The organism is Stutzerimonas frequens, from assembly GCF_024448335.1.
Lineage (GTDB): Bacteria > Pseudomonadota > Gammaproteobacteria > Pseudomonadales > Pseudomonadaceae > Stutzerimonas > Stutzerimonas frequens.
In genome coordinates, this window is record NZ_JAMOHM010000009.1 from 147,421 (window position 1) to 173,710 (window position 26,290).

At 63.3% G+C, this 26,290-nt stretch carries 27 protein-coding genes; 7 read left to right on the top strand and 20 right to left on the bottom strand.

Going from position 1 to position 26,290, the window contains the following annotated elements; all coding sequences use genetic code 11:
- Positions 1 to 56: 56 nt before the first annotated feature.
- The 3 genes from ileS to murJ all read right to left on the bottom strand — a co-directional run bounded on the left by ileS (position 57) and on the right by murJ (position 5,472).
- On the bottom strand, positions 57 to 2,888 hold the full coding sequence (ileS, locus tag NAO55_RS14085; RefSeq protein ID WP_102840520.1) for an isoleucine--tRNA ligase: 2,832 nt from the start codon (positions 2,886 to 2,888) through the stop codon (positions 57 to 59).
- A gap of 1 nt (position 2,889) precedes the next feature.
- On the bottom strand, positions 2,890 to 3,840 hold the full coding sequence (gene ribF / locus NAO55_RS14090; protein WP_102840519.1) for a bifunctional riboflavin kinase/FAD synthetase: 951 nt from the start codon (positions 3,838 to 3,840) through the stop codon (positions 2,890 to 2,892).
- 84 nt (positions 3,841 to 3,924) lie between these two features.
- Complete coding sequence (gene murJ / locus NAO55_RS14095; protein WP_084898826.1) at positions 3,925 to 5,472, bottom strand: murein biosynthesis integral membrane protein MurJ; 1,548 nt, start codon at positions 5,470 to 5,472, stop codon at positions 3,925 to 3,927.
- A gap of 221 nt (positions 5,473 to 5,693) precedes the next feature.
- On the opposite strand from murJ, the gene rpsT reads away from it, so the two are divergent.
- Positions 5,694 to 5,972, top strand: coding sequence for a 30S ribosomal protein S20 (rpsT, locus tag NAO55_RS14100; protein WP_003288018.1), 279 nt, complete (start codon positions 5,694 to 5,696; stop codon positions 5,970 to 5,972).
- A gap of 89 nt (positions 5,973 to 6,061) precedes the next feature.
- On the opposite strand, the gene NAO55_RS14105 is transcribed toward rpsT, so the two are convergent.
- From NAO55_RS14105 to rplU, 5 genes are all read right to left on the bottom strand, one after another.
- Positions 6,062 to 6,526, bottom strand: a complete 465-nt coding sequence (locus NAO55_RS14105; protein WP_014595902.1) for a CreA family protein — start codon at positions 6,524 to 6,526, stop codon at positions 6,062 to 6,064.
- A gap of 8 nt (positions 6,527 to 6,534) precedes the next feature.
- Positions 6,535 to 7,653 (bottom strand): glutamate 5-kinase, encoded by a 1,119-nt coding sequence (gene proB, locus NAO55_RS14110; RefSeq protein ID WP_102840518.1) that lies wholly within the window; start codon positions 7,651 to 7,653, stop codon positions 6,535 to 6,537.
- A 106-nt stretch (positions 7,654 to 7,759) separates the two neighbouring features.
- On the bottom strand, positions 7,760 to 8,977 hold the full coding sequence (gene cgtA / locus NAO55_RS14115) for an Obg family GTPase CgtA (protein WP_102840517.1): 1,218 nt from the start codon (positions 8,975 to 8,977) through the stop codon (positions 7,760 to 7,762).
- A 157-nt stretch (positions 8,978 to 9,134) separates the two neighbouring features.
- Positions 9,135 to 9,392 carry a 50S ribosomal protein L27 gene (rpmA, locus tag NAO55_RS14120; RefSeq protein ID WP_011912146.1) on the bottom strand — a complete coding sequence of 86 codons (258 nt, stop codon included), beginning with the start codon at positions 9,390 to 9,392 and terminating at the stop codon, positions 9,135 to 9,137.
- A gap of 35 nt (positions 9,393 to 9,427) precedes the next feature.
- Positions 9,428 to 9,739, bottom strand: a complete 312-nt coding sequence (gene rplU / locus NAO55_RS14125) for a 50S ribosomal protein L21 (protein ID WP_013981863.1) — start codon at positions 9,737 to 9,739, stop codon at positions 9,428 to 9,430.
- Between the two features lie 241 nt (positions 9,740 to 9,980).
- Between rplU and NAO55_RS14130 the strand changes: the two genes are divergently transcribed.
- Positions 9,981 to 10,949, top strand: coding sequence for a polyprenyl synthetase family protein (locus NAO55_RS14130; protein ID WP_102840516.1), 969 nt, complete (start codon positions 9,981 to 9,983; stop codon positions 10,947 to 10,949).
- 155 nt (positions 10,950 to 11,104) lie between these two features.
- Positions 11,105 to 11,332: a PA4570 family protein gene (locus NAO55_RS14135; protein WP_049339019.1), complete on the top strand. Its 228-nt coding sequence runs from the start codon at positions 11,105 to 11,107 to the stop codon at positions 11,330 to 11,332.
- 111 nt (positions 11,333 to 11,443) lie between these two features.
- Here the strand turns inward: NAO55_RS14135 and bamJ are convergent, their stop codons facing one another.
- The 7 genes from bamJ to NAO55_RS14170 all read right to left on the bottom strand — a co-directional run bounded on the left by bamJ (position 11,444) and on the right by NAO55_RS14170 (position 17,823).
- A complete protein-coding gene (gene bamJ, locus NAO55_RS14140) occupies positions 11,444 to 12,061 on the bottom strand; it encodes a BamJ family beta-barrel-assembly machinery protein (protein ID WP_013981861.1) in 618 nt (205 codons plus the stop codon).
- 75 nt (positions 12,062 to 12,136) lie between these two features.
- On the bottom strand, positions 12,137 to 12,265 hold the full coding sequence (locus NAO55_RS14145) for a DUF2256 domain-containing protein (protein ID WP_073865976.1): 129 nt from the start codon (positions 12,263 to 12,265) through the stop codon (positions 12,137 to 12,139).
- Entirely contained in the window at positions 12,262 to 13,833 is a 1,572-nt protein-coding gene (locus NAO55_RS14150; RefSeq protein WP_102840515.1) for a cryptochrome/photolyase family protein, read from the bottom strand. The genes NAO55_RS14145 and NAO55_RS14150 overlap by 4 nt, the downstream gene beginning before the upstream one ends.
- Positions 13,834 to 13,841: 8 nt before the next feature.
- Positions 13,842 to 14,147 carry a DUF6482 family protein gene (locus NAO55_RS14155; protein WP_102840514.1) on the bottom strand — a complete coding sequence of 102 codons (306 nt, stop codon included), beginning with the start codon at positions 14,145 to 14,147 and terminating at the stop codon, positions 13,842 to 13,844.
- A gap of 84 nt (positions 14,148 to 14,231) precedes the next feature.
- Complete coding sequence (locus tag NAO55_RS14160; RefSeq protein WP_063544266.1) at positions 14,232 to 14,720, bottom strand: TIGR00645 family protein; 489 nt, start codon at positions 14,718 to 14,720, stop codon at positions 14,232 to 14,234.
- A gap of 164 nt (positions 14,721 to 14,884) precedes the next feature.
- On the bottom strand, positions 14,885 to 15,211 hold the full coding sequence (locus NAO55_RS14165; RefSeq protein ID WP_063544264.1) for a PA4575 family protein: 327 nt from the start codon (positions 15,209 to 15,211) through the stop codon (positions 14,885 to 14,887).
- Between the two features lie 173 nt (positions 15,212 to 15,384).
- Complete coding sequence (locus NAO55_RS14170) at positions 15,385 to 17,823, bottom strand: Lon protease family protein (RefSeq protein WP_102840513.1); 2,439 nt, start codon at positions 17,821 to 17,823, stop codon at positions 15,385 to 15,387.
- Between the two features lie 276 nt (positions 17,824 to 18,099).
- On the opposite strand from NAO55_RS14170, the gene NAO55_RS14175 reads away from it, so the two are divergent.
- Positions 18,100 to 19,128 (top strand): cytochrome-c peroxidase, encoded by a 1,029-nt coding sequence (locus NAO55_RS14175; protein ID WP_038657144.1) that lies wholly within the window; start codon positions 18,100 to 18,102, stop codon positions 19,126 to 19,128.
- 46 nt (positions 19,129 to 19,174) lie between these two features.
- Here the strand turns inward: NAO55_RS14175 and mscL are convergent, their stop codons facing one another.
- A complete protein-coding gene (gene mscL, locus NAO55_RS14180) occupies positions 19,175 to 19,585 on the bottom strand; it encodes a large-conductance mechanosensitive channel protein MscL (protein WP_102840512.1) in 411 nt (136 codons plus the stop codon).
- A gap of 224 nt (positions 19,586 to 19,809) precedes the next feature.
- On the opposite strand from mscL, the gene NAO55_RS14185 reads away from it, so the two are divergent.
- Entirely contained in the window at positions 19,810 to 20,079 is a 270-nt protein-coding gene (locus tag NAO55_RS14185) for an HP1242/YdcH family protein (RefSeq protein ID WP_003281602.1), read from the top strand.
- Positions 20,080 to 20,136: 57 nt separating this feature from the next.
- Here NAO55_RS14185 and NAO55_RS14190 read toward each other — a convergent pair whose 3' ends face one another.
- Positions 20,137 to 20,571, bottom strand: a complete 435-nt coding sequence (locus NAO55_RS14190) for a CopD family protein (RefSeq protein WP_014821457.1) — start codon at positions 20,569 to 20,571, stop codon at positions 20,137 to 20,139.
- 116 nt (positions 20,572 to 20,687) lie between these two features.
- Between NAO55_RS14190 and radA the strand changes: the two genes are divergently transcribed.
- Positions 20,688 to 22,049, top strand: a complete 1,362-nt coding sequence (gene radA / locus NAO55_RS14195) for a DNA repair protein RadA (RefSeq protein ID WP_102840511.1) — start codon at positions 20,688 to 20,690, stop codon at positions 22,047 to 22,049.
- A gap of 4 nt (positions 22,050 to 22,053) precedes the next feature.
- On the opposite strand, the gene NAO55_RS14200 is transcribed toward radA, so the two are convergent.
- The 3 genes from NAO55_RS14200 to glyA all read right to left on the bottom strand — a co-directional run bounded on the left by NAO55_RS14200 (position 22,054) and on the right by glyA (position 24,337).
- Positions 22,054 to 22,422 carry a PilZ domain-containing protein gene (locus NAO55_RS14200; protein WP_102840510.1) on the bottom strand — a complete coding sequence of 123 codons (369 nt, stop codon included), beginning with the start codon at positions 22,420 to 22,422 and terminating at the stop codon, positions 22,054 to 22,056.
- Positions 22,423 to 22,478: 56 nt separating this feature from the next.
- Positions 22,479 to 22,940: a methyltransferase family protein gene (locus NAO55_RS14205; RefSeq protein ID WP_102840509.1), complete on the bottom strand. Its 462-nt coding sequence runs from the start codon at positions 22,938 to 22,940 to the stop codon at positions 22,479 to 22,481.
- Positions 22,941 to 23,083: 143 nt separating this feature from the next.
- On the bottom strand, positions 23,084 to 24,337 hold the full coding sequence (gene glyA / locus NAO55_RS14210; RefSeq protein ID WP_102840508.1) for a serine hydroxymethyltransferase: 1,254 nt from the start codon (positions 24,335 to 24,337) through the stop codon (positions 23,084 to 23,086).
- Between the two features lie 265 nt (positions 24,338 to 24,602).
- Between glyA and ettA the strand changes: the two genes are divergently transcribed.
- Positions 24,603 to 26,270, top strand: a complete 1,668-nt coding sequence (ettA, locus tag NAO55_RS14215; RefSeq protein ID WP_063544247.1) for an energy-dependent translational throttle protein EttA — start codon at positions 24,603 to 24,605, stop codon at positions 26,268 to 26,270.
- Positions 26,271 to 26,290 lie beyond the last annotated feature (20 nt).

Genomic DNA, 26,290 nt, shown 5'->3' on the forward strand with positions numbered 1-26,290 from the left:
TGAAGACCGCATCGTGATGGTGAGCTGAAGCCCAGCCTACGATCGGCTGCACGGACTCACGCATAGTGACGGACCTCACCGGCGCCTTCGATGTTTTCCACGCAGCGTCCACAGATTTCCGGGTGTTCGGCATGGCTGCCCACGTCGGGCAAATGGTGCCAGCAGCGGCCGCACTTGCTGTGCTCGGTCTTGCGGACCAGCAATTTGAGACCGGCCAACTCGCTGTCCACAGCCTCGGCGGGCGCCTGCGCCAATGGCGCGATATCTACCGCCGAAGTGATCAGAACGAAGCGCAGTTCACTACCAAGACGAGCCAGCTCGCCGGCCAGCGACTCCTCGGCATACAGGGTGACTTCGGCCTGCAGGTTACCGCCGATGGCCTTGGCGTTGCGCTGGTTCTCCAGCTCCTTGTTTACCGCCGCCTTGACCTCCATGACCTTGTCCCAGAACGGGCGACCCAGCTCGAAGCCGTCTGGCAGCTCGGCAAGCCCTTCGTACCAGGTATTGAGCATCACCGACTCGTTACGCTCGCCCGGCAGGTACTGCCAGATCTCTTCGGCGGTGAACGCCAGGATCGGTGCGATCCAGCGCACCAGCGCCTCGGCAATGTGGTACAGCGCCGTCTGGCAGGAACGCCGCGGCAGACTGTCGGCGCCGGTGGTGTACTGGCGGTCCTTGATGATGTCCAGATAGAAGCCGCCCAGCTCCTGCACGCAGAAGTTGTGCACCTTCTGGTAAACGTTCCAGAACCGGTAGGTGGTGTAAGCCTCCTCGATCTCGCGCTGCAGCAGCAGCGCACGGTCGATGGCCCAGCGATCCAGCGCAATCAGCTGATCATTCGGCACCATGTGCTGCGCCGGGTCGAAACCGTCGAGATTCGAGAGCAGGAAGCGCGCGGTGTTGCGGATACGCCGGTAGGCATCGGCGCTGCGCTGCAGGATCTGCTTGGAAACCGCCATCTCGCCGGAATAGTCGGTGGCCGAGACCCACAGACGCAGGATATCGGCGCCCATGCTGTCGGTGATCTCCTGCGGCGCGATGACGTTGCCGAGGGACTTGGACATCTTGCGGCCATTCTCGTCCACGGTGAAACCGTGGGTGAGCAGCCCCTTGTATGGCGCGTGCCCGTCGATGGCGGCGCCGGTCAGCAGCGAGGAATGGAACCAGCCGCGATGCTGATCGGAGCCTTCCAGATATAGATCGGCACGCGGCCCCTGCTCGTGGCCCATGGGGTGCGAGCCGCGCATCACGTGCCAGTGGGTGGTGCCGGAATCGAACCAGACGTCCAGGGTATCGGTGATCTTCTCGTACTGCGCTGCTTCGTCGCCGAGCAGCTCGGCCGCGTCCAGCTTCGACCAGGCCTCGATACCGCCCTGCTCTACGCGCTGCGCCACCTGCTCCATCAGCTCGACGGTGCGCGGGTGCAGTTCGCCGCTTTCCTTGTGCAGGAAGAACGGGATCGGCACGCCCCAGGTGCGCTGGCGCGAGATGCACCAGTCCGGACGTCCGGCGATCATTCCGTGCAGACGCACCTGCCCCCAGGCCGGGACGAACTCGGTCTGCTCGATGGCATCCAGTGCACGGCGACGCAGCGAGCTGCCGTCGTGGGCGACCTTGTCCATGCCCACGAACCACTGCGCCGTAGCGCGGTAGATCAGCGGGGTCTTGTGTCGCCAGCAATGCATGTAGCTGTGCTGGATCGACTCATGCTTGAGTAGCGCGCCGACTTCGGCGAGCTTTTCGACGATCGCCGGATTGGCCTTCCAGATGAACTGGCCGCCAAAGAACGGCAGATCCGGGACATAGACGCCGTTGCTCTGCACCGGGCCGAGAATGTCGTCATTCTCCATCCCGTAGTGCTTGCAGGAGCGGAAGTCGTCCTCGCCGTATGCGGGCGCCGAATGGACGATACCAGTACCGGCACCGGTTTCCACGTAGTCGGCCAGATAGACCGGAGCGAAGCGCTCGTAGAACGGATGACGGAAGCGGATCAGCTCCAGCGCCTTGCCTTCGCAACGGGCGATGATTTCACCGGCCAGGCCATAGCGCTGCAGACAGGACTCGACCAGTTCTTCGGCCAGCACCAGCAGGCGCTCGCCGGTGTCCACCAGCGCATAGACGAAGTCGGGATGCACGTTCAGCGCCTGGTTGGCCGGAATGGTCCAGGGCGTGGTCGTCCAGATGACGATGCTGGCGCGCTTGGCCAGGCTGGCCAGGCCGAACGCGGCGGCCAGCTTGTCGGCGTCCTCGACATCGAAGGCGACGTCGATGGCATCGGATTTCTTGTCCTGATACTCCACCTCGGCCTCTGCCAGCGCCGAGCCGCAGTCGAAGCACCAGTTGACCGGCTTCAGCCCCTTGAAGACAAAACCACCCTCGACCATCTTGGCCAGCGCCCGGATTTCCCCGGCCTCATTGGCGAAGTCCATGGTCTTGTAGGGGTTGTCCCAGTCGCCCAGAACGCCGAGACGAATGAAATCGGCCTTCTGCCCTTCGATCTGCTCGGCGGCGTAGGCGCGGCACCGCTCGCGGGTCAGATCCGCTGGCTGGTTCTTGCCGAAGGTGGTCTCGACCTTGTGCTCGATTGGCAGACCGTGGCAGTCCCAACCCGGCACGTAAGGTGCGTCGAACCCGGCAAGGGTACGCGAGCGGACGATCATGTCCTTGATGACCTTGTTCACCGCATGGCCGATGTGGATGTTGCCGTTGGCGTACGGCGGGCCATCGTGCAGGATGAACTTCGGGCGTCCCTCGCCGATCTGCCGCAGCTTCCGGTACAGGTCGATGCTGTTCCAGCGCTGCAGAATCTCCGGCTCGCGCTGTGGCAGACCGGCCTTCATCGGAAATGCCGTGGACGGCAGATTGAGGGTCGCTTTGTAATCGGTCATTTCAGTCCTGACTCGTCATAAGGGATGAAGCCCGCCAGTAATCACGGGCAGCGGCGATGTCCGCATCGATCGCCGTCTTGAGCGCCTCAAGCGAGGCAAAGCGCTGCTCGTCGCGCAGCTTGCGATGAAAGGTCACCTGCACCAGACGGCCATACAGGTCACCCTGGTAATCGAGCAGATGGACCTCCAGATGGGGCTGGCCGTCGCTTTCGACCGTAGGCCGCATGCCGATGTTGGCCACGCCGGCGAACACATTGCCCTCAACCTCGAGTGTCACGACGAACACGCCGCTGAGCGGAGTGTTGCGACGCTTGAGCTGGACATTGGCAGTCGGCGCGCCCAGCTGGCGACCGAGCTTCTGCCCATGCATGACCCGCCCTGTGATCGCGAAGGGCCTGCCGAGCAATGCCTCGGCACAGCCCAGGTCACCATCGGCCAGGACCTGGCGCAGCCGCGTGCTGCTGACACGCTCGCCATCCACCTCGATGGTGGTGGCCGCCTCGACACTGAAGCCTTCGGCGGCGCCAGCCTTGAGCAGGAAGTCGAAATCGCCGGCACGGTCACAGCCGAAACGGAAATCGTCGCCCACTTCAAGATGCCGCACGCCGAGGCCTTCAACCAGCGTGGCGTGGACGAACTCGGCCGCGCTGAGCTCACGCAGCCGACGATTGAACGCCAGGCACAGCACCAGATCGACGCCCTGCCCGCTCAACAGCTGCAGCTTTTCACGCAAGCGGGTGAGCCGCGCCGGCGCCTTGTCCGGCGAGAAGAACTCACGCGGTTGCGGCTCGAAGATCACCACGCAGCTCGGCAGCCCCAGCTCGGCCGCGCGTTCGCGCAAGCGCGCCAGGATGGCCTGATGCCCCCGGTGCACGCCGTCGAAATTACCGATGGTGGCGACGCAGCCCCGATGTCGGGGGCGCAGGTTGTGAAGACCTCGAACCAGCTGCATACCGCACTTCTTGCTTGAAAAGTGGCCGATTATACGCATGTGACATGGCGAGCGGACAGGTTTGCATCGGCCGGACAGTGGCGATCAATGCCGCAAATGTCGCGGCCGCAACCCCGTCAGCAAGAGCCCGCCGGCAAATGCCGCCAGGCCGGCACAGACCAGCAAGCCCAGTTGCAGCGCGCGCTGCTGCCAACCCCACTGGAACCAGTCCTGGGCCGGCACGTTCAGCCACCAGACCACCGCCACCATCGCCGCACAGGCCGCCGCCAGGCGCAGGCCGAACAGCCACCAGCCGGGTGCCGGCCGATAGACGCCGATCTTGTACAGCCCCCAGAAAAGCAGCACGGCATTGAGCATGGATGACAGCGAAGTCGCCAGCGCCAGGCCGACGTGCTGCAGCGGCCAGATCAGAATCAGGTTCATCACCATGTTCGCCACCATACAGATCACGGCGACACGCACCGGCGTCTTCAGGTCCTGACGCGCGAAGAAGCCCGGTGCCAGCACCTTGATCAGCATGAACGCCAGCACGCCCAGCGAGTACGCCTGCAGCGCCCGTGCCGACTGCACTACCGCCTCCTCGCTCATGGCGCCGTAGTAGAACAGGCTGGCGATCATCGGTTCGGCGAGAATGCCCAGTGCCAGTGCCGCCGGTACGCCCACCAGCAGCACCATGCGCAGTGCCCAGTCCAGAGTCGCCGAGAACGCCTTGGGATCCTCGCCAGCATGCTGGCGCGACAGGCTCGGTAGAATTACCGTGCCGATGGCGATGCCAAACGCACCCAGCGGCAATTCGGACAGCCGGTCGGCGTAATAGAGCCAGGAGACGCTGCCGGTTTGCAGGAAGGACGCCAGCACGGTATCCAGCAGCAGATTGATCTGGCTTACCGAAACCCCGAACAGCGCCGGCACCATCAACAGCATGATGCGCCGCACCCCCTCGTCACCCCGCTTGACTCGTGGCCTGGGCAGCAGCCCCAGCTTGGCGACATACGGCAGCTGGAACGCCAGCTGGGCGAACCCGGCGATGAACACGCCCCAGGCCAGCGCCATGATCGGCTGATCGAAATAGGGGGTCAGGAACACCGCCGACATGATCATGCAGACGTTGAGCAGCACAGGCGTGAAACCGGGCACCGCGAAATAGCCGTAGCTGTTCAGCACCCCGGAGGTGAAGGCCGTCAGCGAGATCAGCATCAGATAGGGAAAGGTGATGCGCAGCAACTCGCCGGCCAGCTGCATTTTCGCCGGATCGTCGTGAAATCCCGGCGCGAAGACCATCACCACATAGGGTGCGAACAGCACGCCCAGCGCGGTCAGCCCCGCCAGAATGAGCCCCAGCATGCCAGCCGTACGATCCACCAGCTGCTTGACGTCCGCCAGCGTGCGCTTGGTGCGGTACTCCGACAGCACCGGCACGAATGCCTGGGCGAAGGCCCCCTCGGCGAACAGCCGGCGCAGGAAGTTGGGGATCTTGAACGCGATGAAGAACGCGTCCGCCGCCGCACCGGAGCCGAAGTAGCTGGCGACCACCATATCGCGTACCATGCCCAGCACGCGCGACAGCAGGGTCATGACACTGACCACGGCGCTGGAGCGCAACAATCCGCCCTTGCCGATTTTTTCGGACATTTGTCTTCCTAGAGTTGCAGCGAGAGTGATCGACCGGGCGCCCTGCGCCGGCCTGATCGATGGCCAGTTACGACACGAAATGAGGCGGCGAGTTTAGCCTCAGCCCATCTGTCCGGCCAGCTTCTCAAGCCATTCGACCAGGCTTGACAAGCGCCCTTCGCATCGGCATGATTCGCGGCCTTATTTGCTTTGCAACCCCCACGTTTTCGAGGAGTTCGACGGTGGCCAACAGCCCTTCCGCCAAAAAACGCGCAATTCAGGCTGAGAAGCGTCGCAGCCACAACGCCAGCTTGCGCTCCATGGTTCGCACCTACATCAAGAATGTGGTCAAGGCCATCGACGCCAAGGACCTGGACAAGGCCCGCGCAGCCTACACCGCCGCTGTGCCGGTCATCGACCGCATGGCCGACAAAGGCATCATCCACAAGAACAAAGCTGCTCGTCACAAGAGCCGCCTGAACGGCCACATCAAGGCCCTCGGCGAAGCTGCTGCAGCCTAACTGCAGGTTCTTGTAAAAAAAACCGGCCTAGCGCCGGTTTTTTTGTGCCTGCTTTTTCTGCCTCACCCGACAGATCGAGACGACCGCAATTATTGCGTCACTGGCCAGGGCAGAATCGGAATCGCCGTCACAGCATTCTGCGGACTACCCTCGATGACCCGGTCGCTGTACACGAGATAGACCAGCGCATTGCGCGACTCGTCGAAGAAACGCACCACCTGCATGGTCTTGAACACCAGCGACGTGCGCTCCTTGAACACCACATCGCCATCCTTGAGCTTGCCCTTGATGCGAATCGGGCCGACCTGACGACAGGCGATGGAGGCCTCCGCGCGATCCTCCGCCAGCCCCAGGCCACCTTTGATTCCACCAGTCTTGGCCCGCGACAGATAGCAGGTCACGCCATCGACCATGGGATCATCGAATGCCTCGACGACGATCTTGTGATTCGGCCCGAGCCACTTGAACACCGTGTCGACCGCGCCGATCTCCTCGGCAGCCGCCAGGCCCGGCAGGGCCAATCCCACCATCAGTGCCGCAATCGCCAAGCGCATGGAACACCTCAGGCCAGAATCATGTTGTCGCGATGGATCAACTCGGGCTCATCGACATAGCCCAGCAGCTTTTCGATCTCGTCGGATGGCCGCCCGAGAATGCGCTGCGCCTCAGCCGCACTGTAATTCACCAGCCCACGCGCCACCTCGGCGCCCTGCGGTCCGACGCAGACCACCATCTCGCCACGGCGGAACGCGCCCTGCACCGCACGCACGCCGACCGGCAGCAGACTGCGATTACCCTGACGCAAGGCAAGCACCGCCCCGTCGTCGAGGGTCAGCGTGCCACGCGTCTGCAGATGGCCGGCCAGCCATTGCTTGCGCGCCGCATGCCGATTGCATTCAGGCGCCAGCAGGGTACCCAGCCGCTCGCCCGCCTTGAGGCGCGACAGCACCTGCTCGATGCGCCCACCGACGATCACCGTGTGCGCACCGGAACGCGCAGCGAGGCGCGCCGCCCGGAGCTTCGTCTGCATGCCGCCGCGCCCCAGGGCGCCACCGGTGCCGCCTGCGACCGCATCCAGCGCCGGGTCGTCGGCACGCGCCTCGCTGATCAGATTGGCTTCGGGGTTATGACGCGGATCGGCATCGAACATGCCATCGCGATCGGTGAGGATCACCAGCAGATCGGCCTCGACCAGATTGGCAACCAGCGCGGCCAGGGTATCGTTGTCACCGAAGCGGATCTCGTCGGTAACAACCGTGTCGTTCTCATTGATGACCGGCACGACACCGAGATCGATGAGCGTGCGCAACGTGCTGCGCGCATTGAGGTAGCGCTTGCGATCGGACAGATCGTCATGGGTGACCAGAATCTGCGCGGTCTGCTGATCGCAGCGCGCGAAGCTCGACTCCCAGGCACGGATCAGCCCCATCTGGCCCACCGCAGCGGCAGCCTGAAGCTCGTGCACCGCCTTGGGGCGCGAAGCCCAGCCGAGACGACTCATGCCGGCAGCCACCGCACCGGACGACACCAGCACCAACTCGACGCCCGCCGCTCGCAGCGCCACCATCTGGTCGACCCAGACAGCCATCGCCGCCTGATCGAGCCCTCGACCGTCGGCGGTCAGCAGCGCACTGCCAATCTTCACCACCCAGCGCCGCGCGCCGCTCACCTTGTCCCGCATCGTTCCCGCCTTCCATTCGGCCAAAACACTTCCGGATCGGGCTGCGCACGAGCCAGCCCGCCGACCACCCGCCTGAACCAGGCCTCACAGCGGCCCAACGCCCGCCTCAGCGAACGTAGATGATCTCGGCACCGCCCTCGTCATCATCATCGTCGTCGAAGTCGTCATCATCCGCCTCCTCGACCGACTTGACGCCAGCACGACGCAGCGCCCGCTGATCATCGAGCTCCTGCAGCCGGGCCCGCGCCTCGTCCTCGATCTGCCGATCCAGCTCGGCAAGCGCCTCGGCATACTCCGGCTCCTCGGCGATACGCACGGCGCGCTCGTCCAGGTAACGCATGATCGCCTGACTGAGCGCCTCGGTACCCTCGCTCTCCAGCGCGGAGATGACGAACACCGGTCCTTTCCATTCCAGCCGCTCGACCACCTGCCGGACGCGCTCTTCGCGCTCCTCTTCAAGCAGCTGATCGGCCTTGTTCAGCACCAGCCAGCGATCACGCTGCGTCAGCGCCGGACTGAACTTCTCCAGCTCGTGCAGGATCACCTCAGCAGCATCGGCAGGGTCACTGCCGTCCAGCGGCGCCATATCGACTAGATGCAGCAGCAGACGGGTACGCGCCAAGTGCTTGAGGAAGCGAATGCCGAGCCCGGCACCTTCCGAGGCACCCTCGATCAGCCCCGGAATATCGGCAATCACGAAGCTCTTGTAGCGACCCACGCTGACCACGCCGAGGTTCGGCACCAGCGTGGTGAACGGATAGTCAGCCACCTTCGGCTTGGCCGCCGACACCGAGCGAATGAAGGTACTCTTGCCGGCATTCGGCAATCCGAGCAGACCGACGTCCGCCAGCACCTTCAGCTCCAGCTTGAGGTCGCGCGCATCGCCCGGCTTGCCTGGCGTTGTCTGCCGCGGCGCGCGGTTGGTGCTGGACTTGAAACGCGTATTGCCGAGCCCGTGCCAGCCACCCTGCGCCACCAGCAGTCGCTGACCAGCCTTGGTCAGGTCGCCCATGATTTCCTGGGTCGCCGCATCGATGACCGTGGTACCTACCGGCACCGGCAGGATAAGGTCTTCGCCTTTGGCGCCAGTGCAATCGGTACTGCCGCCCTTCTGCCCGTTCTGCGCATGAAAGCGCCGGGTATAGCGATAGTCCACCAGGGTATTGAGGTTCTCGTCAGCCTCGAGATACACCGAGCCGCCGTCACCACCATCACCACCGTTGGGACCACCCTTTTCGATGAACTTCTCGCGACGGAAGCTCATCATGCCGTTACCGCCGTCGCCGGCCTTTACAAAAATCGATACTTCATCGACGAATTTCATGGGAACGCCTCCCGTCGCAGGACGGGCTTAAGAAACAAGAACGTAAGGATCTTGCGAAAAACCGGACGATCGCCAAGCGGTTCTCGGCAAGAGCCTCACAGGATACAGAAACAAAAAAGCCCCGTCGCATGACAGGGCTTTTCCAGCAACGCCGCAGTTAGGCTGCGACGACGCTCACGTAGCGACGGCCAAAAGCGCCCTTCACTTCGAACTTGACCACGCCTTCGACCTTGGCGAAGAGGGTGTGGTCCTTGCCCATGCCAACGCCATAACCGGCGTGGAACTGGGTGCCGCGCTGACGCACGATGATGTTGCCGGCCTTGATGGCCTGGCCGCCGTACATCTTCACGCCAAGTCGTTTGGCCTCTGAGTCGCGACCGTTGCGGGTAGAACCGCCAGCTTTTTTGTGTGCCATGAGTTCAATACTCCTATATGGGGATTCAGGCCCGATTAGCCCTGAATACCGGTGATTTTGACCTCAGTGAACCACTGACGGTGGCCCTGACGCTTCATGTGGTGCTTACGACGGCGGAACTTGATGATGGTCACTTTGTCGTGGCGGCCCTGGGCAACCACTTCAGCGGTGACTTTGGCACCATCGACCACCGGAGCGCCGATCTTCACATCGTCGCCGTTGCCGATCAGCAGAACGCGGTCAAAGGTGACAGCTTCGCCAGTCGGAACTTCGAGTTTTTCAATCTTGAGGTATTCGCCTTCGGCAACCTTGTATTGCTTGCCGCCGGTTACGATAACTGCGTACATCTTGTATCTCCGTTGATCCTGCTCACCCAGCGCTTTGAAAGAATGATTGGTGGCTGGCATGGCTGCATGGGGCCGGAAGGTGACGCCCGTGCAATTGCGTAAGGCAGGGAAATGCCCAGGGGGAAGTTCAGGGTCCGCGATTGTACGCATGCACCACACCCCGCGCAATAGCCAAAGGGCGTTGCCTTGACAGTGCCAGACCCGCCCCCTAGCATGCCGCGCAATCTGCGAGGAGTCCCCGATGCAACCCCAGCCTTTCTATCAAGTTGTGGCGGACGATTTTGCCGCTGTCGACGGCATCATCCGCAAGCAGCTGACTTCGCGCGTTCCTCTGGTGGAAAAGATCGGGGATTACATCACTTCGGCCGGCGGCAAACGCCTGCGCCCGCTGCTGGTGCTGCTGAGCGGCAGCGCGCTGGGCCATCAGGGCGAGCAATTGCGCCTGCTCGCCGCCATCATCGAATTCCTTCACACCTCCACGCTGCTGCATGACGACGTCGTCGATATGTCCGGCATGCGTCGTGGCCGCTCCACCGCCAACGCGCTATGGGGCAATGCTCCCAGCGTGCTGGTTGGCGACTTTCTATATGCACGCTCGTTCGAAATGATGGTCGAGCTGGATTCGATGCCGGTCATGCGCATCATTTCTCAGGCGACCCGAGTCATCGCCGAAGGCGAAGTGCTGCAGCTGTCGAAAGTTCGCGACGCCAGCACCACCGAAGAGATCTATATGGAAGTCATCCGCGGCAAGACCGCGATGCTCTTCGAGGCCTCGACGCACAGCGCCGCCACGCTCGCCGCCGCCAGCGAGGAACAGCGCGAGGCGTTGCGCACCTTCGGTGACCACCTCGGCATTGCCTTCCAACTGGTCGACGACCTGCTCGACTATCAGGGCGATACCGAAACCCTCGGCAAGAACGTCGGCGACGACCTCGCCGAAGGCAAACCCACGCTGCCGCTGATCTACACCATGCGCGAAGGCACTGCCGAACAGGCCGCCCTGGTGCGCAAGGCCATCCAGAAAGGCGGGCTGGAAGACCTGGAGAGCATCCGCGCTGCGGTCGAAGCCTCGGGAGCCCTGGACTACACCGCCAGGCTCGCCCGCGACTATGCCGAACGTGCCATCGCCTGCCTCGAAGTCGTTCCGGCCAACCAATATCGCGATGCGCTGGCCGATCTCTGCCGTTTCGCAGTAGCCCGCACTCACTGATCTGCTACATCGCTGCGTCGCCTGCCGGCGCAGCTGTCCACCTATAGCCGCATAACTACCTGGCTCGCCGCAACTCGATCGGTAGGTGAAAATTCGCGCTTGCATCTTTGCAAATAACAATTATTCTCATTAAGAGATTGAATTGGAGATGCCGCATGACTTATCTGATCGACGCCTGGCTGGACCGGCCGCAGCCCTACCTTCGCATACTCGACCGCAATACCGGCGCGGTGTGCGTTTCACTGGATGGAGAGGCGCTGGAGGAGCTGCGCGAGCAGGGCGATCTCGACCTGCAGGAACTCAGTACGAACGAACCTTGCGTGCTCAAGGAGCAGATCCGCAATCTGTTTCTGTTCAGCTATGCCCGGGCATTGCGCCCCTGAGCTGATCGAGACCTGAACGCGCGCACCGAGGTGGGAACACGCGCGTCCCGTGGCCAGCGCCGCCGCGCATTGCGCGCGACAGCTACCGAGAGACCGTCGATCGCAACCGCGTCAGAGCACGTCCAGCAGTTCGACGTCGAACACCAGCGTACTGTGGGGCGGGATGCTACCGACGCCCTGCGCACCATAGGCCAGTTCGCTCGGCACATAGAGGCGCCATTTGCTACCGGCATTCATCAGCTGCAGCGCCTCGGTCCAGCCGGCGATGACGCCTCCGACCGGGAACTCGGCCGGCTGGCCGCGCTGGTAGGAGCTGTCAAACACGCTACCGTCGATCAGGGTGCCGTGGTAGTGGGTCCGCACGCTGTCTTCGCGGGTCGGCTTGGCGCCGTCGCCTGCGGACAGCACTTCATACTGCAGGCCGGATTCCAGCACCACCACGCCGTCGCGCTTGGCGTTCTCGGCGAGGAAGGCACGGCCTTCGGCAGCGGCGGCCTCGGCCTTCTGCTGAGCTTCGACCTGCATGCGCTGGCGGATCACCGCGAAGCTGGCGTTCAGCGCCTCGGGGCTCACCTGGCTGGCAGCACCGGCGAACGCGTCGCGAATACCGGCGATCACCGCGTCGAGGCTGACACCCGGCGGCGGGTTGTCACGCAGCTGGTCACCCAGCTGACGGCCGATGCCGTAGCTGACGCGGGTTTCGTCGGTGGAGAGATTGAGTTCGGTCATGCCGGGCTCCGGTCAGGTAAAAAAGGTCGGCCAGCCTAGCACAGCCGGATAGCCGGAGTCGTCGCAGCCTGGCCCTCACATGCGTCGGCAGCGCTGCGAGCAGTAACGCACTTCGTCCCAGCAGCGCGCCCACTTCCTGCGCCAGCTGAACGGCAGACCACAGCGGGCACAGATCTTCGATGGCAGGTCGGCCTTCCTTCTCACAAGGAATCCCCAGCATCCAGCCGTGCCAGCAGCGCTTCGCCACGCTGCCAGAGCGCCTGCTGCCTAGCCTCGTCCATGCGGGTCAGGTTGCGATAGACCATGGCCATTCGTGGATTGTCCTGCAGCCGCTCACGGTGGCGCATCAGGAAGTGCCAGTACAGCGCGTTGAATGGGCAGGCGTCCTTCGTCGTGCTCTCGGCCACCCTGTATGAGCAGCCCTGGCAGTAATCGGACATCCGCTTGATGTACTGGCCGCTCGCGCAGTAGGGCTTGGACCCCAGGTAACCGCCGTCGGCGTGCAGCACCATGCCAAGCACGTTTGGCAGCTCCACCCACTCGAAGGCATCCATGTACACGGCCAGGTACCAGTCGCACAGCGCAGGCGGTGCGATACCCGCGAGCAGGGCGAAGTTGCCCGTCACCATCAGCCGCTGGATATGATGCGCGTAGGCCAGTTCGAGCGTCTGGCCGATCACCTGGCGCATGCAGTTCATCCGCGTCCGACCGGTCCAGTAGAACTCCGGCAGTGGTCGGTCGTTGCCGAATGCATTGCGCCGCGCATAGTCGGGCATCTGCAGCCAGTAGATACCGCGCACATACTCGCGCCAGCCGATCAGCTGGCGAATGAGACCCTCGGCCGCGTTCAACGCAACGCGCCCTTCACGGTACGCCGCCTCGACATCGAGGCACAGTCGGCGTACATCGAGCAGACCCACATTGAGCGCAGCGCCGATGCGCGCATGAAACAGGAAGGGTTCGCCGCTGGCCATGGCGTCCTGGTAATCACCGAACGCCGCCAGGCCGAAATCCAGAAAGTGCTTCCAGAGCCGCTCGGCCTCGGCGTGGGTCACTGGATAATCGAAGCTGTCGAGGCGCCCGTAGTGATGCGCGAAACGCGCTTCGACCAGCACCAGCACCTCGCGGGTGATGCCATCGCAGGCAAAACGCGACCTGAGAAAGCCACGCGTGCCACGCGGCAACGGCTTACGGTTGTCAGAGTCGAGATTCCAGACACCGCCCTCCGGCGAGCCATCCGGATTCAGCAGCAACCCGGTTCGACGCCGCATATCCCGGTAGAAGAACTCCATGCGCAACTGCTGCTTGCCCCGCGCCCAGCGTGCGAACTCGCTGCGCGAGCAGAGAAAGCGCCGATCTTCATGCCAGTTGATTGGCAACCCCGTGCCCTTCAGCGACTGCTCGACGCGCCAGTCGCCGGTTTCGGTGATGTGTATTGTTTCGGGCCGGTGCAATGCGGCAAAGCGGGCCAGCTCACCCGCCAGAGAGCCGCTGTTGGCCGGATCATCGAGCCGCACGTAATCCACTGCCACGCCACGTTCGCGAAGCGCTTCGGCGAAATGGCGCATGGCACTGAACAGAAAGACGATCTTCTGTGGGTGGTGCGGGACATGACCAGCCTCCTCAGCTACCTCGGCCAACAACACCCGATCACGCGATGGGTCCAGGCCGCTCAGCGCGGACAGCTCGAAGCTCAACTGATCGCCAAGCACCAGCCGCAACGCGGCGACACTCTGGCTGCCGGATGCTGCGCCCCTCCGGCGCGGTGACAATGCTCGGCTCACCACTGCGAGCGCATACCGATAGGTACGCGCAAAGGCTCGCGCAGCCCCTCGGACAGGCCGCACATCTCATCGTAGGGCGACTGTTGCACCAGATGGAAAGGCAGCTCGGGCAGTTCCCGCAGCAGATCACGGGCATGCTCGACCGAACGCAGATGCCAGACGCGACCGAGCTCATCGACCAGGCTGTGACGCTGGCCTTGCAGATAGATATCGAGGATGTAGATGCCGCCCTCGAGGGAGATCAGCTCGAGGGCGTCGATGTGACCGGCATCGGCGTGCCGGACAAGGTCTTGGAGGTTCATGGCGGGCTCCCCGGAAAATCCGATACAGAATATTTAACAAAAAAAAATTTCTGTACAGCTTTTCCGTTCAGCCCTGCGACACACTCAGTGCTTGGTGAGCTTGTCGAGGTAGCCCATGGCGAACGCCGAGACCACGAACGTCAGATGGATGATCACGTACCACATCAGCTTTTCGCTCTCCAGCTGCTGCGCATCCATGAACATACGCAGCAGGTGGATTGAGGAGATGGCGACGATGGAGGCCGCGACCTTCATTTTCAGCGAGCCGGAATCCATCTTGCCGAGCCAGTCGAGCTTTTCCTTGCCCTCTTCGATGTCGAGCTGCGAAACGAAATTCTCGTAGCCGGAGATCATCACCATCACCAGCAGACCACCGACTAACGCCATGTCGATCAGCGACAGGAGCTTGAGGATGAGCTCGGCCTCGCCGAGCGAGAGAATCGCCGGGAGGATATGAAATATTTCCTGGAAGAACTTGATCGCCAGCGCCAGCAGAGCGAACGCCAGGCCGAAATAGATGGGAGCCAGCAGCCAGCGAGCGGCATACATGGCATTTTCGAGAATACGCTCCATGAGGTCTCACACGGGAAATGACGAAGGACGCGAGTATACGCAGCAGGGACGAGTGCACCAAGGCAGTCAGGGAGCGCTATCCGGCATGTGGATAAGCACAAGGGCATCACGCGGCCAATTCGCCTGGAACGATTGGCCGCGACGTGCTCGGCCGTCGAGCGCAACTATTCCCAACCGCTCAGAAAGCGCCCTTGGTTGGCGTTGACGCGGCGCAGCTCGGCTTGCATGTGCAGCTGCCAGATGGATGGATCGGTCGACTCGGCGTAACCCTGCCCCATCAGGTTGTCGGCGATCGCAGCGAGCACCGACTCGGCCTTGGCAGGCCCGTGGAACGGGCCCTGCACCTTGATGGCGGTGGGCTGACCATCGGCCAGTCCGGCGGCGCAGAGCAACGTCCACAAACCGTTACCGCCGGCAAGCGGGCGTATAGCGCATTCGATTCGGGTAACCAGGCCCAGGCACTGGCGGTTCAGACACAAGTTGTGCGGCATGGTGGCGGTCCTCGCATCGGCCGACGCGGGAGACACCCTGTCCGGGTGGGCGCGCAAGCCTGTTTATCCCCTGAAGCTGTGGATAACCATGTGGATGGAGGGTGGATGCCCTCCTCCATTGCAGACCCGCCGCTGGCGCTATCGTTCCGTTCAAAAACCGCACAATGGCGCAGTCAATCTCCACCCTCAGGCGTGGACGGTGCCTGATCGGCGGTCGCCGACTCGCTCTTGCCTTCGTCTTCCATTTCGATCTCGGCAATATCACGCAGACGCTCGACCACCCTGGCGTTGACGCTGCCCTTGGGGAAGTGCCCCTGTTCGTTGGCGGCACCGACGTCTTCGCCGACCAGAAGCGATAAAGCCTCATCCACCTGTCTTACAGCATAGACGTGGAATCGCTGCTGGCGTACCGCTTCGAGCACACGCTCATCGAGCATCAGTGTGGTGACGTTGGCAAAGGGGATGATCACCCCCTGCTCGCCGGTCAGCCCACGTGCTTCGCAAAGGCGGAAAAAGCCCTCGATCTTCTCGTTGACCCCGCCGACCGCCTGCACTTCGCCGAACTGGTTGATCGAGCCGGTAATGGCGAAACACTGCTTGAGCGGTGTACGCGACAGCGCCGAGATCAGCGCACAGCATTCGCCCAGCGAGGCACTGTCACCGTCGACGTAGCCGTAGGACTGCTCGAGCGCGATGCTTGCCGAGATTTCCAGCGGAAACTCCTGGGCATAGCGGCTGCCGAGGTAGCCAGTGAGAATCATCACCCCTTTGGAGTGGATCGGCTGGCCGAGATTGACCTCGCGCTCGATGTCGACGATCCCCGAACCGCCCGGGTAGACGGTGGCGGAGATGCGCGCCGGCATGCCAAAGGCCGAATCGCCGACTTCCAGCACAGTCAGCCCGTTGCACTTGCCGATCGCTGCGCCTTCGCTGTCGATCAGGATCACCCCGGCAAGGATATCCTCGAGTATCCGCGCCGAAACCCGACCGGTGCGCGTGGCCTTGGCCTTCAGCGCACGCTCGATGTGACCGACATCGGTGACCTCGTCCTTGGCCAGCTGGCGAATGAAATCGGCCTCGCTGACCAGCTGGAACAGGTCGCCGATACGTGCCGACAAGCGCCCCTGATGTTCGGCCAGGCGTGCGCTGTAGGTAGCCAGACGCGCGACGGCCGCGGCGGTTAGCGGCGCCATGCCCTCTTCCGAAGTGCGGGTCTTCATCAGCTGCGCAAACTGCTCGAGGCTGTCCTCCGCCAGCGGAATGTCCTCGTCGAAGTCCACCAGCACGCGGAACATCTCCTGGAAGTCCGGATCCAGGTCCTGCAGCGTGTAATAGAGCTGGCGCGAGCCGATGATGATCACCTTGACGTTCAGCGGGATCACCTGCGGCGTCAGCGTCACGGTGGCCAGGCGGCCCAGCTCGGCGAGCGGCGACTCCATCTTCAGTTTGCGTGACTGCAGGGCCCGCTTGAGCGCTTCCCATACAAAGGGCTCGCTGAGCAGTTTCTCGGCCTCGAGCATCAGAAAACCGCCATTGGCGCGGTGCAGGGCGCCCGGGCGCAGCTGGCGGTAGCTGGTGTAGAGCGCGCCCTGATCGGTGTTGTACTCGATTCGACCGAACAGATTGTCGTAGGTCGGGTGCGGCTCGAATACCACCGGTGCGCCACCATCGACCGGATGGCCGACCACCAGGCTCGGGCTGTACTGCTCTTCCAGCAGCACCCGGTTCTGCGCTTCCGGACGGTTCTCGTCGACCAGTTGCTCGACCACCGTCTTCAACAGGTTGACCTGCACCGCCTGCAGGTACGCTTCGATACCTGCGTTCTCCGCATATTTCTCGGACAGCGGCGCGAGCAGCGGCTGCAGCGCCTGGCTGATGGTTTCATCGTTGAGCTGGCGCAGCTGGTTGGTCGACTCGCGCTTCCACTGCGGCAGGCTCGCCAGCTCTTCGTTCAGCCGCACTTCCAGCGCGGAGATGTCCTCGTGATAACGCTCGCGCTCGCTCTCCGGCAGCTGCGCGAACTCTGTTTCGTCCAGCGCCTTGCCTTCCTTCATGGGTGTGAAGGCGATGTTGGTGCTGTCGCGATAGAGAGCGATCTCCTTTTCCAGGGCGAGCTTCTCGATCACATCCAAGGCCTTGTCGTAGCGCTGATTGAAGCCGCGGTCGATGGCGCTCTTCTTCTGCTGGAAACTCGGATGCTCGAATACCGCCGGAAAGGTCGCCAGCAGGTTGTCGATCAACTGATTGATATCGGCGATGAACGCAGCGGCACCGCCATGTGGCAGCTCGAGCACGCGCGGCTCGCGAGGCTCGTCGAAGTTGTTCACATAGACCCAATCCGACGGCGTCTCCAGTCGTTTCCCTTCGGCCTTCAAATACCGTCGCACGAAGGAAAAACGCCCGGTGCCGGGCTCGCCCATGACATAGACGTTATAGCCCGGGCGCGGCATCGCCACGCCAAACTGCAGCGCCTCGACCGCGCGCTCCTGGCCGAGTACGCCGAGAAAGGGCTCAAGCTCGGCGGTGGTCTTGAAGTTGAATTGGCTGGGCTCGAAGGGACGGGTCAGCGCATCGGGTGCCAGGCGCAGGCCGGCAGCGACAGTTTCAGGCATCGGGAATCCTTGACGGGGTGGCGCGCAGCCACGATTGATGCGCGTCATTCTCGCGCCGAGCCAGCCGCGCCGCAAGGTTGAAGCCGGTGTCTCCTGGCCGGCGACCGCCGGATGTGGCTGACCGGGGTTCGCTGCTCTTTCGTTGGCCGACGCATGCCGACATATGTAGAAACAATCGATGGTGTCCGATCTGTTCGCAGATCTTGATGTGGGTCAACCGGCCACTTGACGAAAAGGCGCCTCCTAGAGCCAGCCAACACAAAAGGAGCTTCCGTGATGCGCCCTTCTATTCCGTTATTGCTTAGCAGCCTACTAATGACCAGCGCAGCGAACGCTGATGAGCTGCGTGAGCGCGCCAACGCGATGTTCAAACCGATTCCGGACAAGGTCACCGAGGTCCGCGGTCAGAAGGTCAGCGAAGATCAGGCAATGCTCGGTCACAAACTCTGGTTCGACCCGCGCCTGTCCAGCAGTCACGTCATCAGCTGCAACACCTGCCACAACCTGAGCATCGGCGGCAGCGACAACGTGCCAACCTCGATCGGTCACGGCTGGCAGAAGGGCCCGCGCAACTCGCCCACCGTGCTGAACGCCGTATTCAACGCCGCGCAGTTCTGGGACGGACGCGCCAAGGATCTGCAGGAACAGGCCAAGGGGCCGGTCCAGGCAAGCGTGGAAATGAACAGTACGCCCGAGCGTGTCGTCTCGACGCTGCAGAGCATTCCGGAGTACGCCGCCGAGTTCAAGAAGGCCTTCCCCAACGACAAGGAGCCGGTCAGTTTCGACAACATGGCCTACGCCCTGGAAGCCTTCGAAGTCAGCCTGACCACGCCGAACTCGCCGTTCGACCGCTTCCTCAAGGGTGAGGACGGGGCGCTGGACGACAAACAGAAACAGGGGCTCGCCCTGTTCATGGACGCCGGCTGCTCTTCCTGCCACAACGGCGTCAACCTTGGCGGTCAGGGTTACTTCCCCTTCGGCGTGATCAAGAAGCCCGGAGCCGAAGTACTGCCGACCGGCGACAAGGGACGCTTCGCGGTGACCAATACCGCCAGCGACGAGTACGTCTTCCGTGCCGCGCCGCTGCGCAATGTCGCGCTGACCCCGCCGTACTTCCACAGTGGTGAGGTCTGGGAGCTCGAACAGGCCGTTGCGATCATGGGTGACAGCCAACTGGGCCGTAAACTGGACAAGGACGAAGTCAGCGCGATTACTGCGTTCCTGCACAGCGTGACCGGCGAGCAGCCGCAAGTCGCCTATCCGGTACTTCCCGCCAGCACCGCGAACACTCCGAAGCCAGAGTGATCGCTCCCCGTTACCCGGCGCCAGCCGCCGGGTAACGGCCCCCGTTTCAGCTTCCCCTCTGCTCCTTGAGCAGGTCGCGTATCTCGGTCAGCAACAACTCTTCCTTGGAGGGCGCTGGCGGCGCAGATGGCGCCTCGGCTTCCTTGCGCTTGAGATGGTTGATCGCCTTGATCGCCATAAAGATGGCAAAGGCGATGATCACGAAATCCACCACGGTCTGAATGAATGCACCGTACCGCAGCACCACCGCAGGGGCCTCGCCGACGGCGTCCTTGAGCACTATCGCCAGATCCGAGAAGTCCATACCGCCGATCAGCAGCCCCAGCGGCGGCATGATCACCCCGTCGACGAACGACGACACGATCTTGCCGAACGCAGCGCCGATGACGATACCCACGGCCATGTCGACGACATTTCCCCGCACGGCAAACGCCTTGAATTCGTTGATCAGACTCATACGTAGATTTTCCTTTAGTGGATGACCGGGCCGCCCGCCACGCCCCCCGCGGACATGGCGGTGAACGCCGTGGTAGAGCATAGGCGAGCTTGCCGGCGCAGGCCACGACAGAACGCCTTTCATCGACCGGTTATTGCGAATGAGGTTCGCTTGATCGCCGTCAACCGGTTCTCGGAGGAAGGAGACTAAGGTAAACGCCTTCCTGACAAACCGGAGCGGTTTCCATGCACGTCGAACATCACCCACTGATCAAGGATTTCCCTGAGAAACGCGAGCAGTTGCAGAAACTGCGTCAGGAAGATCCGGCCTTCGCCCGCAAAGCGGATGAATACGAAGCGCTGGACAAGCGCATCTGCCGCGTCGAAGACGGTGTCGAAACTCTAGACGACAGCGCGCTCAATGCCCTCAAGCAGGAGCGCGTGGCGATGAAGGACGACATCGCCCGCGACATCAAGCGCGCCTCGGGCAGCTGCTGCGGCGGTTGCTGCGGCTGATAGCGCCTACCCGTGAAGGGAAGCCCGCCATGTGCGGGCTTCTTGCTGTCTGGCCCGCTAGAACAATCCACCGAAGCGGAACCCGGAGCCGACCCAGACGAAGGCAACCGCAGTCAAGGTGATCAGCACGATGTGTAGCCCCAGTTGCGGCAGGCGCTGCGCATCCAGCTTGGGAATCAATGCCAGCCGCGCATGCACGCCGAGCAGCGCGGTAAATCCGAGCAGTACCAGCTTGGCTTGCACCAGATGCGCCATGGGCGACGAATCGAACCATTGCCCATGGGGCAGCCAGAGGCTGGCCAGCCAGAGCCCGCTGACGATCTGCACCAGCAGCGCAGGAATCCCGACGCGCTCGTAGAGTTGTTCGAACTGGCGTACCGGTTGCACATCGCGGCGACGCAGGGCACCCGGCAGAACACTGAACAGCAGTACCAGATGCCCGCCAACCCAGACACTGGCGCCCAGCAGATGCAGAAACAACAGATGTCGCATGGCGCTCACTCCTGTTCGATTTGTTTACAGTCTGGCCGCTGCCTCGCCGCTTGTGGCTGATGGCGATCAAGTCAGCCGTTATCATGCGACACCACCAATCAGACCCGGAGTTTCCCATGGCCAAGGCCAAGCGCATGTATGGCTGCACCGAATGCGGCTCGACCTTCCCGAAATGGGCCGGCCAGTGCGGTGACTGTGGCGCCTGGAATACGCTGGTGGAAACGATCATCGAGGGTGCGGCACCGCCCTCCGGCCGCGCAGGCTGGGCAGGGGAGCAGGCCAACATCAGGACGCTCGCCGAGGTCAGCGTCGAGGAAGTACCACGATTCTCAACCGCTTCCGGCGAGCTGGATCGCGTGCTCGGCGGCGGCCTGGTGGACGGCTCGGTGGTGCTGATCGGCGGCGACCCAGGCATCGGCAAGTCGACCATCCTGCTGCAAACCCTGTGCGCCATCGCCCAGCGCTTCCCGGCGCTGTATGTCACCGGCGAGGAATCCCAGCAGCAGGTGGCGATGCGCGCGCGCCGTCTGGACTTGCCGCAGGACAGGCTCAAGGTGATGACCGAAACCTGCATCGAGTCGATCATCGCCACCGCGCGGCTGGAAAAGCCCAAGGTGATGGTCATCGACTCGATCCAGACCATCTTCACCGAGCAGCTGCAATCGGCGCCCGGTGGCGTAGCCCAGGTGCGTGAGAGCGCGGCGTTGCTGGTGCGTTTCGCCAAGCAGAGTGGCACGGCGATCTTCCTGGTCGGCCACGTCACCAAAGAAGGCGCGCTGGCCGGCCCGCGCGTGCTCGAGCACATGGTCGATACGGTGCTGTATTTCGAGGGCGAATCCGATGGCCGCCTGCGCCTGTTGCGCGCGGTGAAGAACCGCTTTGGCGCCGTCAACGAACTGGGCGTGTTCGGCATGACCGACAAGGGCCTGAAGGAAGTCACCAACCCCTCGGCGATCTTCCTCACCCGCGCTCAGGAAGCGGTGCCCGGCAGCGTGGTGATGGCGACCTGGGAAGGTACCCGGCCGATGCTGGTGGAAGTGCAGGCGCTGGTCGACACCAGCCACCTGGCCAACCCGCGCCGCGTCACCCTCGGCCTGGACCAGAACCGCCTGGCCATGCTGCTCGCCGTACTGCACCGCCACGGCAGCATCCCGACCTACGACCAGGACGTGTTCATCAACGTGGTGGGCGGCGTGAAGGTACTGGAGACGGCGGCGGACCTGGCGCTGATGGCGGCAGTGATTTCCAGCCTGCGCAACCGCCCGCTGGATACCGATCTGCTGGTGTTCGGCGAGGTGGGCCTGTCCGGCGAGATCCGCCCGGTGCCGAGCGGCCAGGAACGCCTGAAGGAAGCCGCCAAGCACGGCTTCAAGCGCGCCATCGTGCCCAAGGGCAATGCGCCGAAAGAGGCCCCGCCCGGCCTGCAGATCATTGCCGTGACACGTCTGGAGCAGGCCCTCGACGCGCTGTTCGAGTGAGCTGCTAGGCGCCGCCCAGCGCCGCCAGCTCACGCTCCAGCAGCGCTTCGTCGCCAAGGTTGAGTTCGACCAGACGTCTCAAATGAGCGATCGAGTCGAGGTCGATGTGCTGGCAGACGAAGCCGATCAACTCGCCTTCCTCGTGAGCCATGCTTACCTCCATGCGCACCTCGGCGTCGTAGGCGAGGCGCACCCGTGCTGCAAAGGGTTGCTCGGCGTCAGCGCTCCAGTCGGCCGGACGACGAACCAGCAGCCCCTTCAGCGACAGGTCATGCAGCTCTACCGACCAGCAACGCTCACCCTGCACCAGTTCGGTGGCTGCGTCGAACTCGATGCGCTGAAAGCGCCGGCGCTCACTGGACGAATCACTCATGGCATTACTCCGCGAAGTCTGGGTTCACTATAGGACAGTACCAGCCGAAGCCGCCGTCACAACCAGCGGCGGACGCGCGCGCAGTAGGCCCGATAGTCATCGCCGAACAGCTGGATGAGCAGCCGCTCCTCATGCACGATGACGCCACGCTGCATGGTCACGATCACCGCAGGGAACAGCAGCCACGGCCACAGCGACGCCCATAGCAGCGCGATGCCGAGGTAAATGAGGCTGTCGGCCAGGTAGATCGGATTGCGCGAAAAGCGGAACGGCCCCTCCTCCAGCAATTTCGCCGGCTTGCCGTAGGGATTGACCGTGGTCTTGCGCCAGAGCATCAACAAACCGGCCCAGAGCATCAGCAATACGCCGGCATCGATTAGCCCCCAACCGAGGTAATCCGTCCAGATATTCTTCGGTAGCGCAACGGGCAGCAGCGCCTCGAGCAACCAGGCGACCGCGAGAAACAGCAGATAGATGATTGGCGGAGGAAGGATCACGCCTGTGGCGTTTTTGAACATGCCAGAACTCCGATGAGCGGTGTGCGGAGTCTAGCGTGGCGCACGCCCGAAGCGACCGATCAGGATCAAGCCAACAGCGGTTGCCGGCGCCAGAAAGCAGAAAGCCCGCTTGCGCGGGCCTTCCGTTTGCAGCGCCTTGACGCTTAGTTGCCGTATACCGGGAACTTGGCGCAGACGGCTTCGACCTTGCCACGGACCGCTTCGATCACCGACTCGTCGCCCATGTTGTCGAGGATGTCGCAGATCCAGCCGGCCAGCTCGCGGCACTCGGTTTCGCCGAAACCACGAGTGGTGACCGCCGGAGTACCGATGCGCAGGCCGGAGGTGACGAACGGCGAACGCGGATCGTTCGGCACACTGTTCTTGTTCACGGTGATGTGGGCGCGACCCAGGGCGGCGTCCGCGTCCTTACCGGTGATGTCCTGCTTGATCAGGCTGAGCAGGAACAGGTGGTTCTGGGTGCCGCCGGAAACCACGTCGAAGCCGCGCTGGATGAACACTTCCGCCATGGCCTGGGCGTTCTTCACCACCTGCTGCTGGTAGGCCTTGAACTCGGGCTGCAGGGCTTCCTTGAAGCACACCGCCTTGGCCGCGATGACATGCTCCAGCGGGCCGCCCTGGGCGCCCGGGAAGACCGCGGAGTTGAGCTTCTTCTCGATCTCCTCGTTCTTCTTGGCCAGGATCAGGCCGCCGCGCGGGCCGCGCAGGGTCTTGTGGGTGGTGGTGGTAACGACGTCGGCGAACGGTACCGGGTTCGGGTAAACGCCAGCAGCAACCAGACCGGCGACGTGCGCCATGTCGACGAAGAGATACGCACCGACCTTGTCGGCGATCTCGCGGAAGCGGGCAAAGTCCAGCTTTTGCGAATAGGCGGAGAAGCCGGCGACGATCATCTTCGGCTTGTGCTCGACGGCCAGGCGCTCGACTTCGTCGTAGTCGATCAGGCCTTGATCGTTGATGCCGTACTGCACGGCGTTGTACAGCTTGCCGGAGGACGACACGGAAGCGCCGTGGGTCAGGTGGCCGCCGTGGGCCAGGCTCATGCCGAGAATGGTGTCACCTGCACTGAGCAGGGCGAGGTAAACCGCGGCGTTGGCCTGCGAGCCGGCGTGCGGCTGGACGTTGGCGTAGTCGGCGCCGAACAGCTGCTTGGCGCGATCGATGGCCAGCTGTTCGACCACGTCGACGTACTCGCAACCGCCGTAGTAGCGCTTGCCCGGGTAGCCTTCGGCGTACTTGTTGGTCAGCACCGAACCCTGGGCTTCCATCACCGCCGGGCTGGTGTAGTTCTCCGAGGCGATCAGCTCGATGTGGTCTTCCTGACGCTTGGCTTCCTGCTGCATGGCAGCGAAAAGCTCGGCGTCGTATTTGGCGAGGGTCAAATCACGGCTGAACATGGCAGTCCTCTGAGGTCAGCTGGCGGTTAAAAAGTGAGGCGCGGATTCTACCCCATCCACGCCGTTGCGGGTATGAGCGCTGGTCATGGTCAGCATGAACGCGAGCGCCCTACCGACCCGCGCAGGCCCCACCGACAGCACCGCCGCGGTTTGCCCTGACCGGCCCATTCGGGTAGCTTTGCGCCCTTTACATGCCACCCTTTTCTTCCCGGCCCTGACGGCTTCGGGGCGGCATCCATCACCACTGTCACGGGCATCTGTTTCCATGGCTCAATACGTCTACACCATGCACCGGCTGAGCAAGGTCGTTCCGCCGAAGCGTGAGATCCTCAAGAACATTTCCCTGTCGTTCTTCCCCGGCGCCAAGATCGGCGTGCTCGGCCTGAACGGCGCCGGTAAGTCCACCCTGCTGCGCATCATGGCCGGCGTCGACACCGAGTTCGACGGCGAAGCCCGCGCCATGCCGGGCATCAATGTCGGCTACCTGCCGCAGGAGCCGCAGCTCGATCCCGAGAAGACCGTGCGCGAGATCGTCGAGGAAGCGGTCAGCGTGATCAAGGACGCCCAGACCCGTCTGGATGCCGTCTATGCCGCCTATGCCGAGCCAGACGCCGACTTCGACGCGCTGGCCGCCGAGCAGGCCAAGCTCGAGGCGATCCTGCAGGCCTCCGATGGCCACAACCTGGAGCGCCAGCTGGAAGTAGCCGCCGACGCACTGCGCCTGCCGCCGTGGGACGCCAAGGTCGGCCACCTGTCCGGTGGCGAGAAGCGCCGCGTCGCGCTGTGCCGCCTGCTGCTGTCGGCCCCCGACATGCTGTTGCTGGACGAACCGACCAACCACCTGGACGCCGACTCGGTGGCCTGGCTGGAGCATTTCCTCCACGACTTCCCCGGCACAGTGGTGGCGATCACCCACGACCGCTACTTCCTCGACAACGTCGCCGGCTGGATTCTCGAACTCGACCGCGGCCAGGGCATACCCTTCGAGGGCAACTACTCGCAGTGGCTGGAAGCCAAGGCCGCGCGCCTGGAGCAGGAAGCCAAGCAGGAGTCGGCACACAAGAAGGCCATGAAGGCGGAACTGGAGTGGGTGCGCCAGGGCGCCAAGGCCCGCCAGTCCAAGTCCAAGGCCCGCCTGCAGCGCTTCGAGGAAATGCAGTCGCAGGAATTCCAGAAGCGCAGCGAGACCAACGAGATCTACATCCCGGCCGGCCAGCGCCTGGGCGACAAGGTCATCGAGCTGAAGAACGTGCGCAAGGGCTACGGCGATCGCGTACTGATCGACGACCTGTCCTTCAGCGTACCGAAGGGCGCCATCGTCGGCGTGATCGGCGGCAACGGCGCGGGCAAGTCCACACTGTTCCGCATGCTGATGGGCAAGGAAACCCCGGATTCGGGCAGCATCGAGATCGGCGAAACCGTGCAGCTGGCCTGCGTTGACCAGAGCCGTGACGACCTGGACGGCGGCAAGACGGTCTGGGAAGCGGTTTCCGACGGCCTCGACCAGATCCGCATCGGCAACTACGAGGTACCGTCGCGCAGCTACGTCGGCCGCTTCAACTTCAAGGGCGCCGACCAGCAGAAGTTCGTCAAGGACCTCTCCGGCGGGGAGCGCGGTCGCCTGCACCTGGCGCTGACCCTCAAGCAGGGCGCCAACGTGCTGCTGCTCGACGAACCGTCCAACGACCTCGACGTCGAGACCCTGCGCTCGCTGGAAGAGGCGCTGCTGGACTTCCCCGGTTCGGCCATCGTGATCTCTCACGACCGCTGGTTCCTTGACCGGGTCGCCACTCACATCCTGTCCTATGAGGACGATGGCAGCGTGGTGTTCTTCGAAGGCAACTACACCGAGTACGAAGCCGATCGCAAGAAACGCCTCGGTGACGCCGCCTCCCAGCCGCACCGCGTCAAGTACAAGAAGCTCGCGCAATAACGCTGTGGAAAACCCGAACG

Excerpts from the sequence above, each read along its gene's own strand:
- radA (WP_102840511.1), top strand. The coding sequence starts at position 20,688 with ATGGCCAAGGCCAAGCGCATGTATGGCTGCACCGAATGCGGCTCGACC.
- NAO55_RS14155 (WP_102840514.1), bottom strand. The coding sequence starts at position 14,147 with ATGAACCTCCAAGACCTTGTCCGGCACGCCGATGCCGGTCACATCGAC.
- NAO55_RS14170 (WP_102840513.1), bottom strand. The coding sequence starts at position 17,823 with ATGCCTGAAACTGTCGCTGCCGGCCTGCGCCTGGCACCCGATGCGCTG.
- NAO55_RS14190 (WP_014821457.1), bottom strand. The coding sequence starts at position 20,571 with ATGCGACATCTGTTGTTTCTGCATCTGCTGGGCGCCAGTGTCTGGGTT.
- rplU (WP_013981863.1), bottom strand. The coding sequence starts at position 9,739 with ATGTACGCAGTTATCGTAACCGGCGGCAAGCAATACAAGGTTGCCGAA.
- NAO55_RS14105 (WP_014595902.1), bottom strand. The coding sequence starts at position 6,526 with ATGCGCTTGGCGATTGCGGCACTGATGGTGGGATTGGCCCTGCCGGGC.
- murJ (WP_084898826.1), bottom strand. The coding sequence starts at position 5,472 with ATGTCCGAAAAAATCGGCAAGGGCGGATTGTTGCGCTCCAGCGCCGTG.
- proB (WP_102840518.1), bottom strand. The coding sequence starts at position 7,653 with ATGCGGGACAAGGTGAGCGGCGCGCGGCGCTGGGTGGTGAAGATTGGC.
- NAO55_RS14160 (WP_063544266.1), bottom strand. The coding sequence starts at position 14,720 with ATGGAGCGTATTCTCGAAAATGCCATGTATGCCGCTCGCTGGCTGCTG.
- ettA (WP_063544247.1), top strand. The coding sequence starts at position 24,603 with ATGGCTCAATACGTCTACACCATGCACCGGCTGAGCAAGGTCGTTCCG.
- NAO55_RS14165 (WP_063544264.1), bottom strand. The coding sequence starts at position 15,211 with ATGCCGCACAACTTGTGTCTGAACCGCCAGTGCCTGGGCCTGGTTACC.
- NAO55_RS14175 (WP_038657144.1), top strand. The coding sequence starts at position 18,100 with ATGCGCCCTTCTATTCCGTTATTGCTTAGCAGCCTACTAATGACCAGC.
- ribF (WP_102840519.1), bottom strand. The coding sequence starts at position 3,840 with ATGCAGCTGGTTCGAGGTCTTCACAACCTGCGCCCCCGACATCGGGGC.
- NAO55_RS14185 (WP_003281602.1), top strand. The coding sequence starts at position 19,810 with ATGCACGTCGAACATCACCCACTGATCAAGGATTTCCCTGAGAAACGC.
- ileS (WP_102840520.1), bottom strand. The coding sequence starts at position 2,888 with ATGACCGATTACAAAGCGACCCTCAATCTGCCGTCCACGGCATTTCCG.
- glyA (WP_102840508.1), bottom strand. The coding sequence starts at position 24,337 with ATGTTCAGCCGTGATTTGACCCTCGCCAAATACGACGCCGAGCTTTTC.
- bamJ (WP_013981861.1), bottom strand. The coding sequence starts at position 12,061 with ATGACCGAACTCAATCTCTCCACCGACGAAACCCGCGTCAGCTACGGC.
- NAO55_RS14130 (WP_102840516.1), top strand. The coding sequence starts at position 9,981 with ATGCAACCCCAGCCTTTCTATCAAGTTGTGGCGGACGATTTTGCCGCT.
- NAO55_RS14205 (WP_102840509.1), bottom strand. The coding sequence starts at position 22,940 with ATGTTCAAAAACGCCACAGGCGTGATCCTTCCTCCGCCAATCATCTAT.
- rpmA (WP_011912146.1), bottom strand. The coding sequence starts at position 9,392 with ATGGCACACAAAAAAGCTGGCGGTTCTACCCGCAACGGTCGCGACTCA.
- mscL (WP_102840512.1), bottom strand. The coding sequence starts at position 19,585 with ATGAGTCTGATCAACGAATTCAAGGCGTTTGCCGTGCGGGGAAATGTC.
- cgtA (WP_102840517.1), bottom strand. The coding sequence starts at position 8,977 with ATGAAATTCGTCGATGAAGTATCGATTTTTGTAAAGGCCGGCGACGGC.
- NAO55_RS14200 (WP_102840510.1), bottom strand. The coding sequence starts at position 22,422 with ATGAGTGATTCGTCCAGTGAGCGCCGGCGCTTTCAGCGCATCGAGTTC.
- NAO55_RS14135 (WP_049339019.1), top strand. The coding sequence starts at position 11,105 with ATGACTTATCTGATCGACGCCTGGCTGGACCGGCCGCAGCCCTACCTT.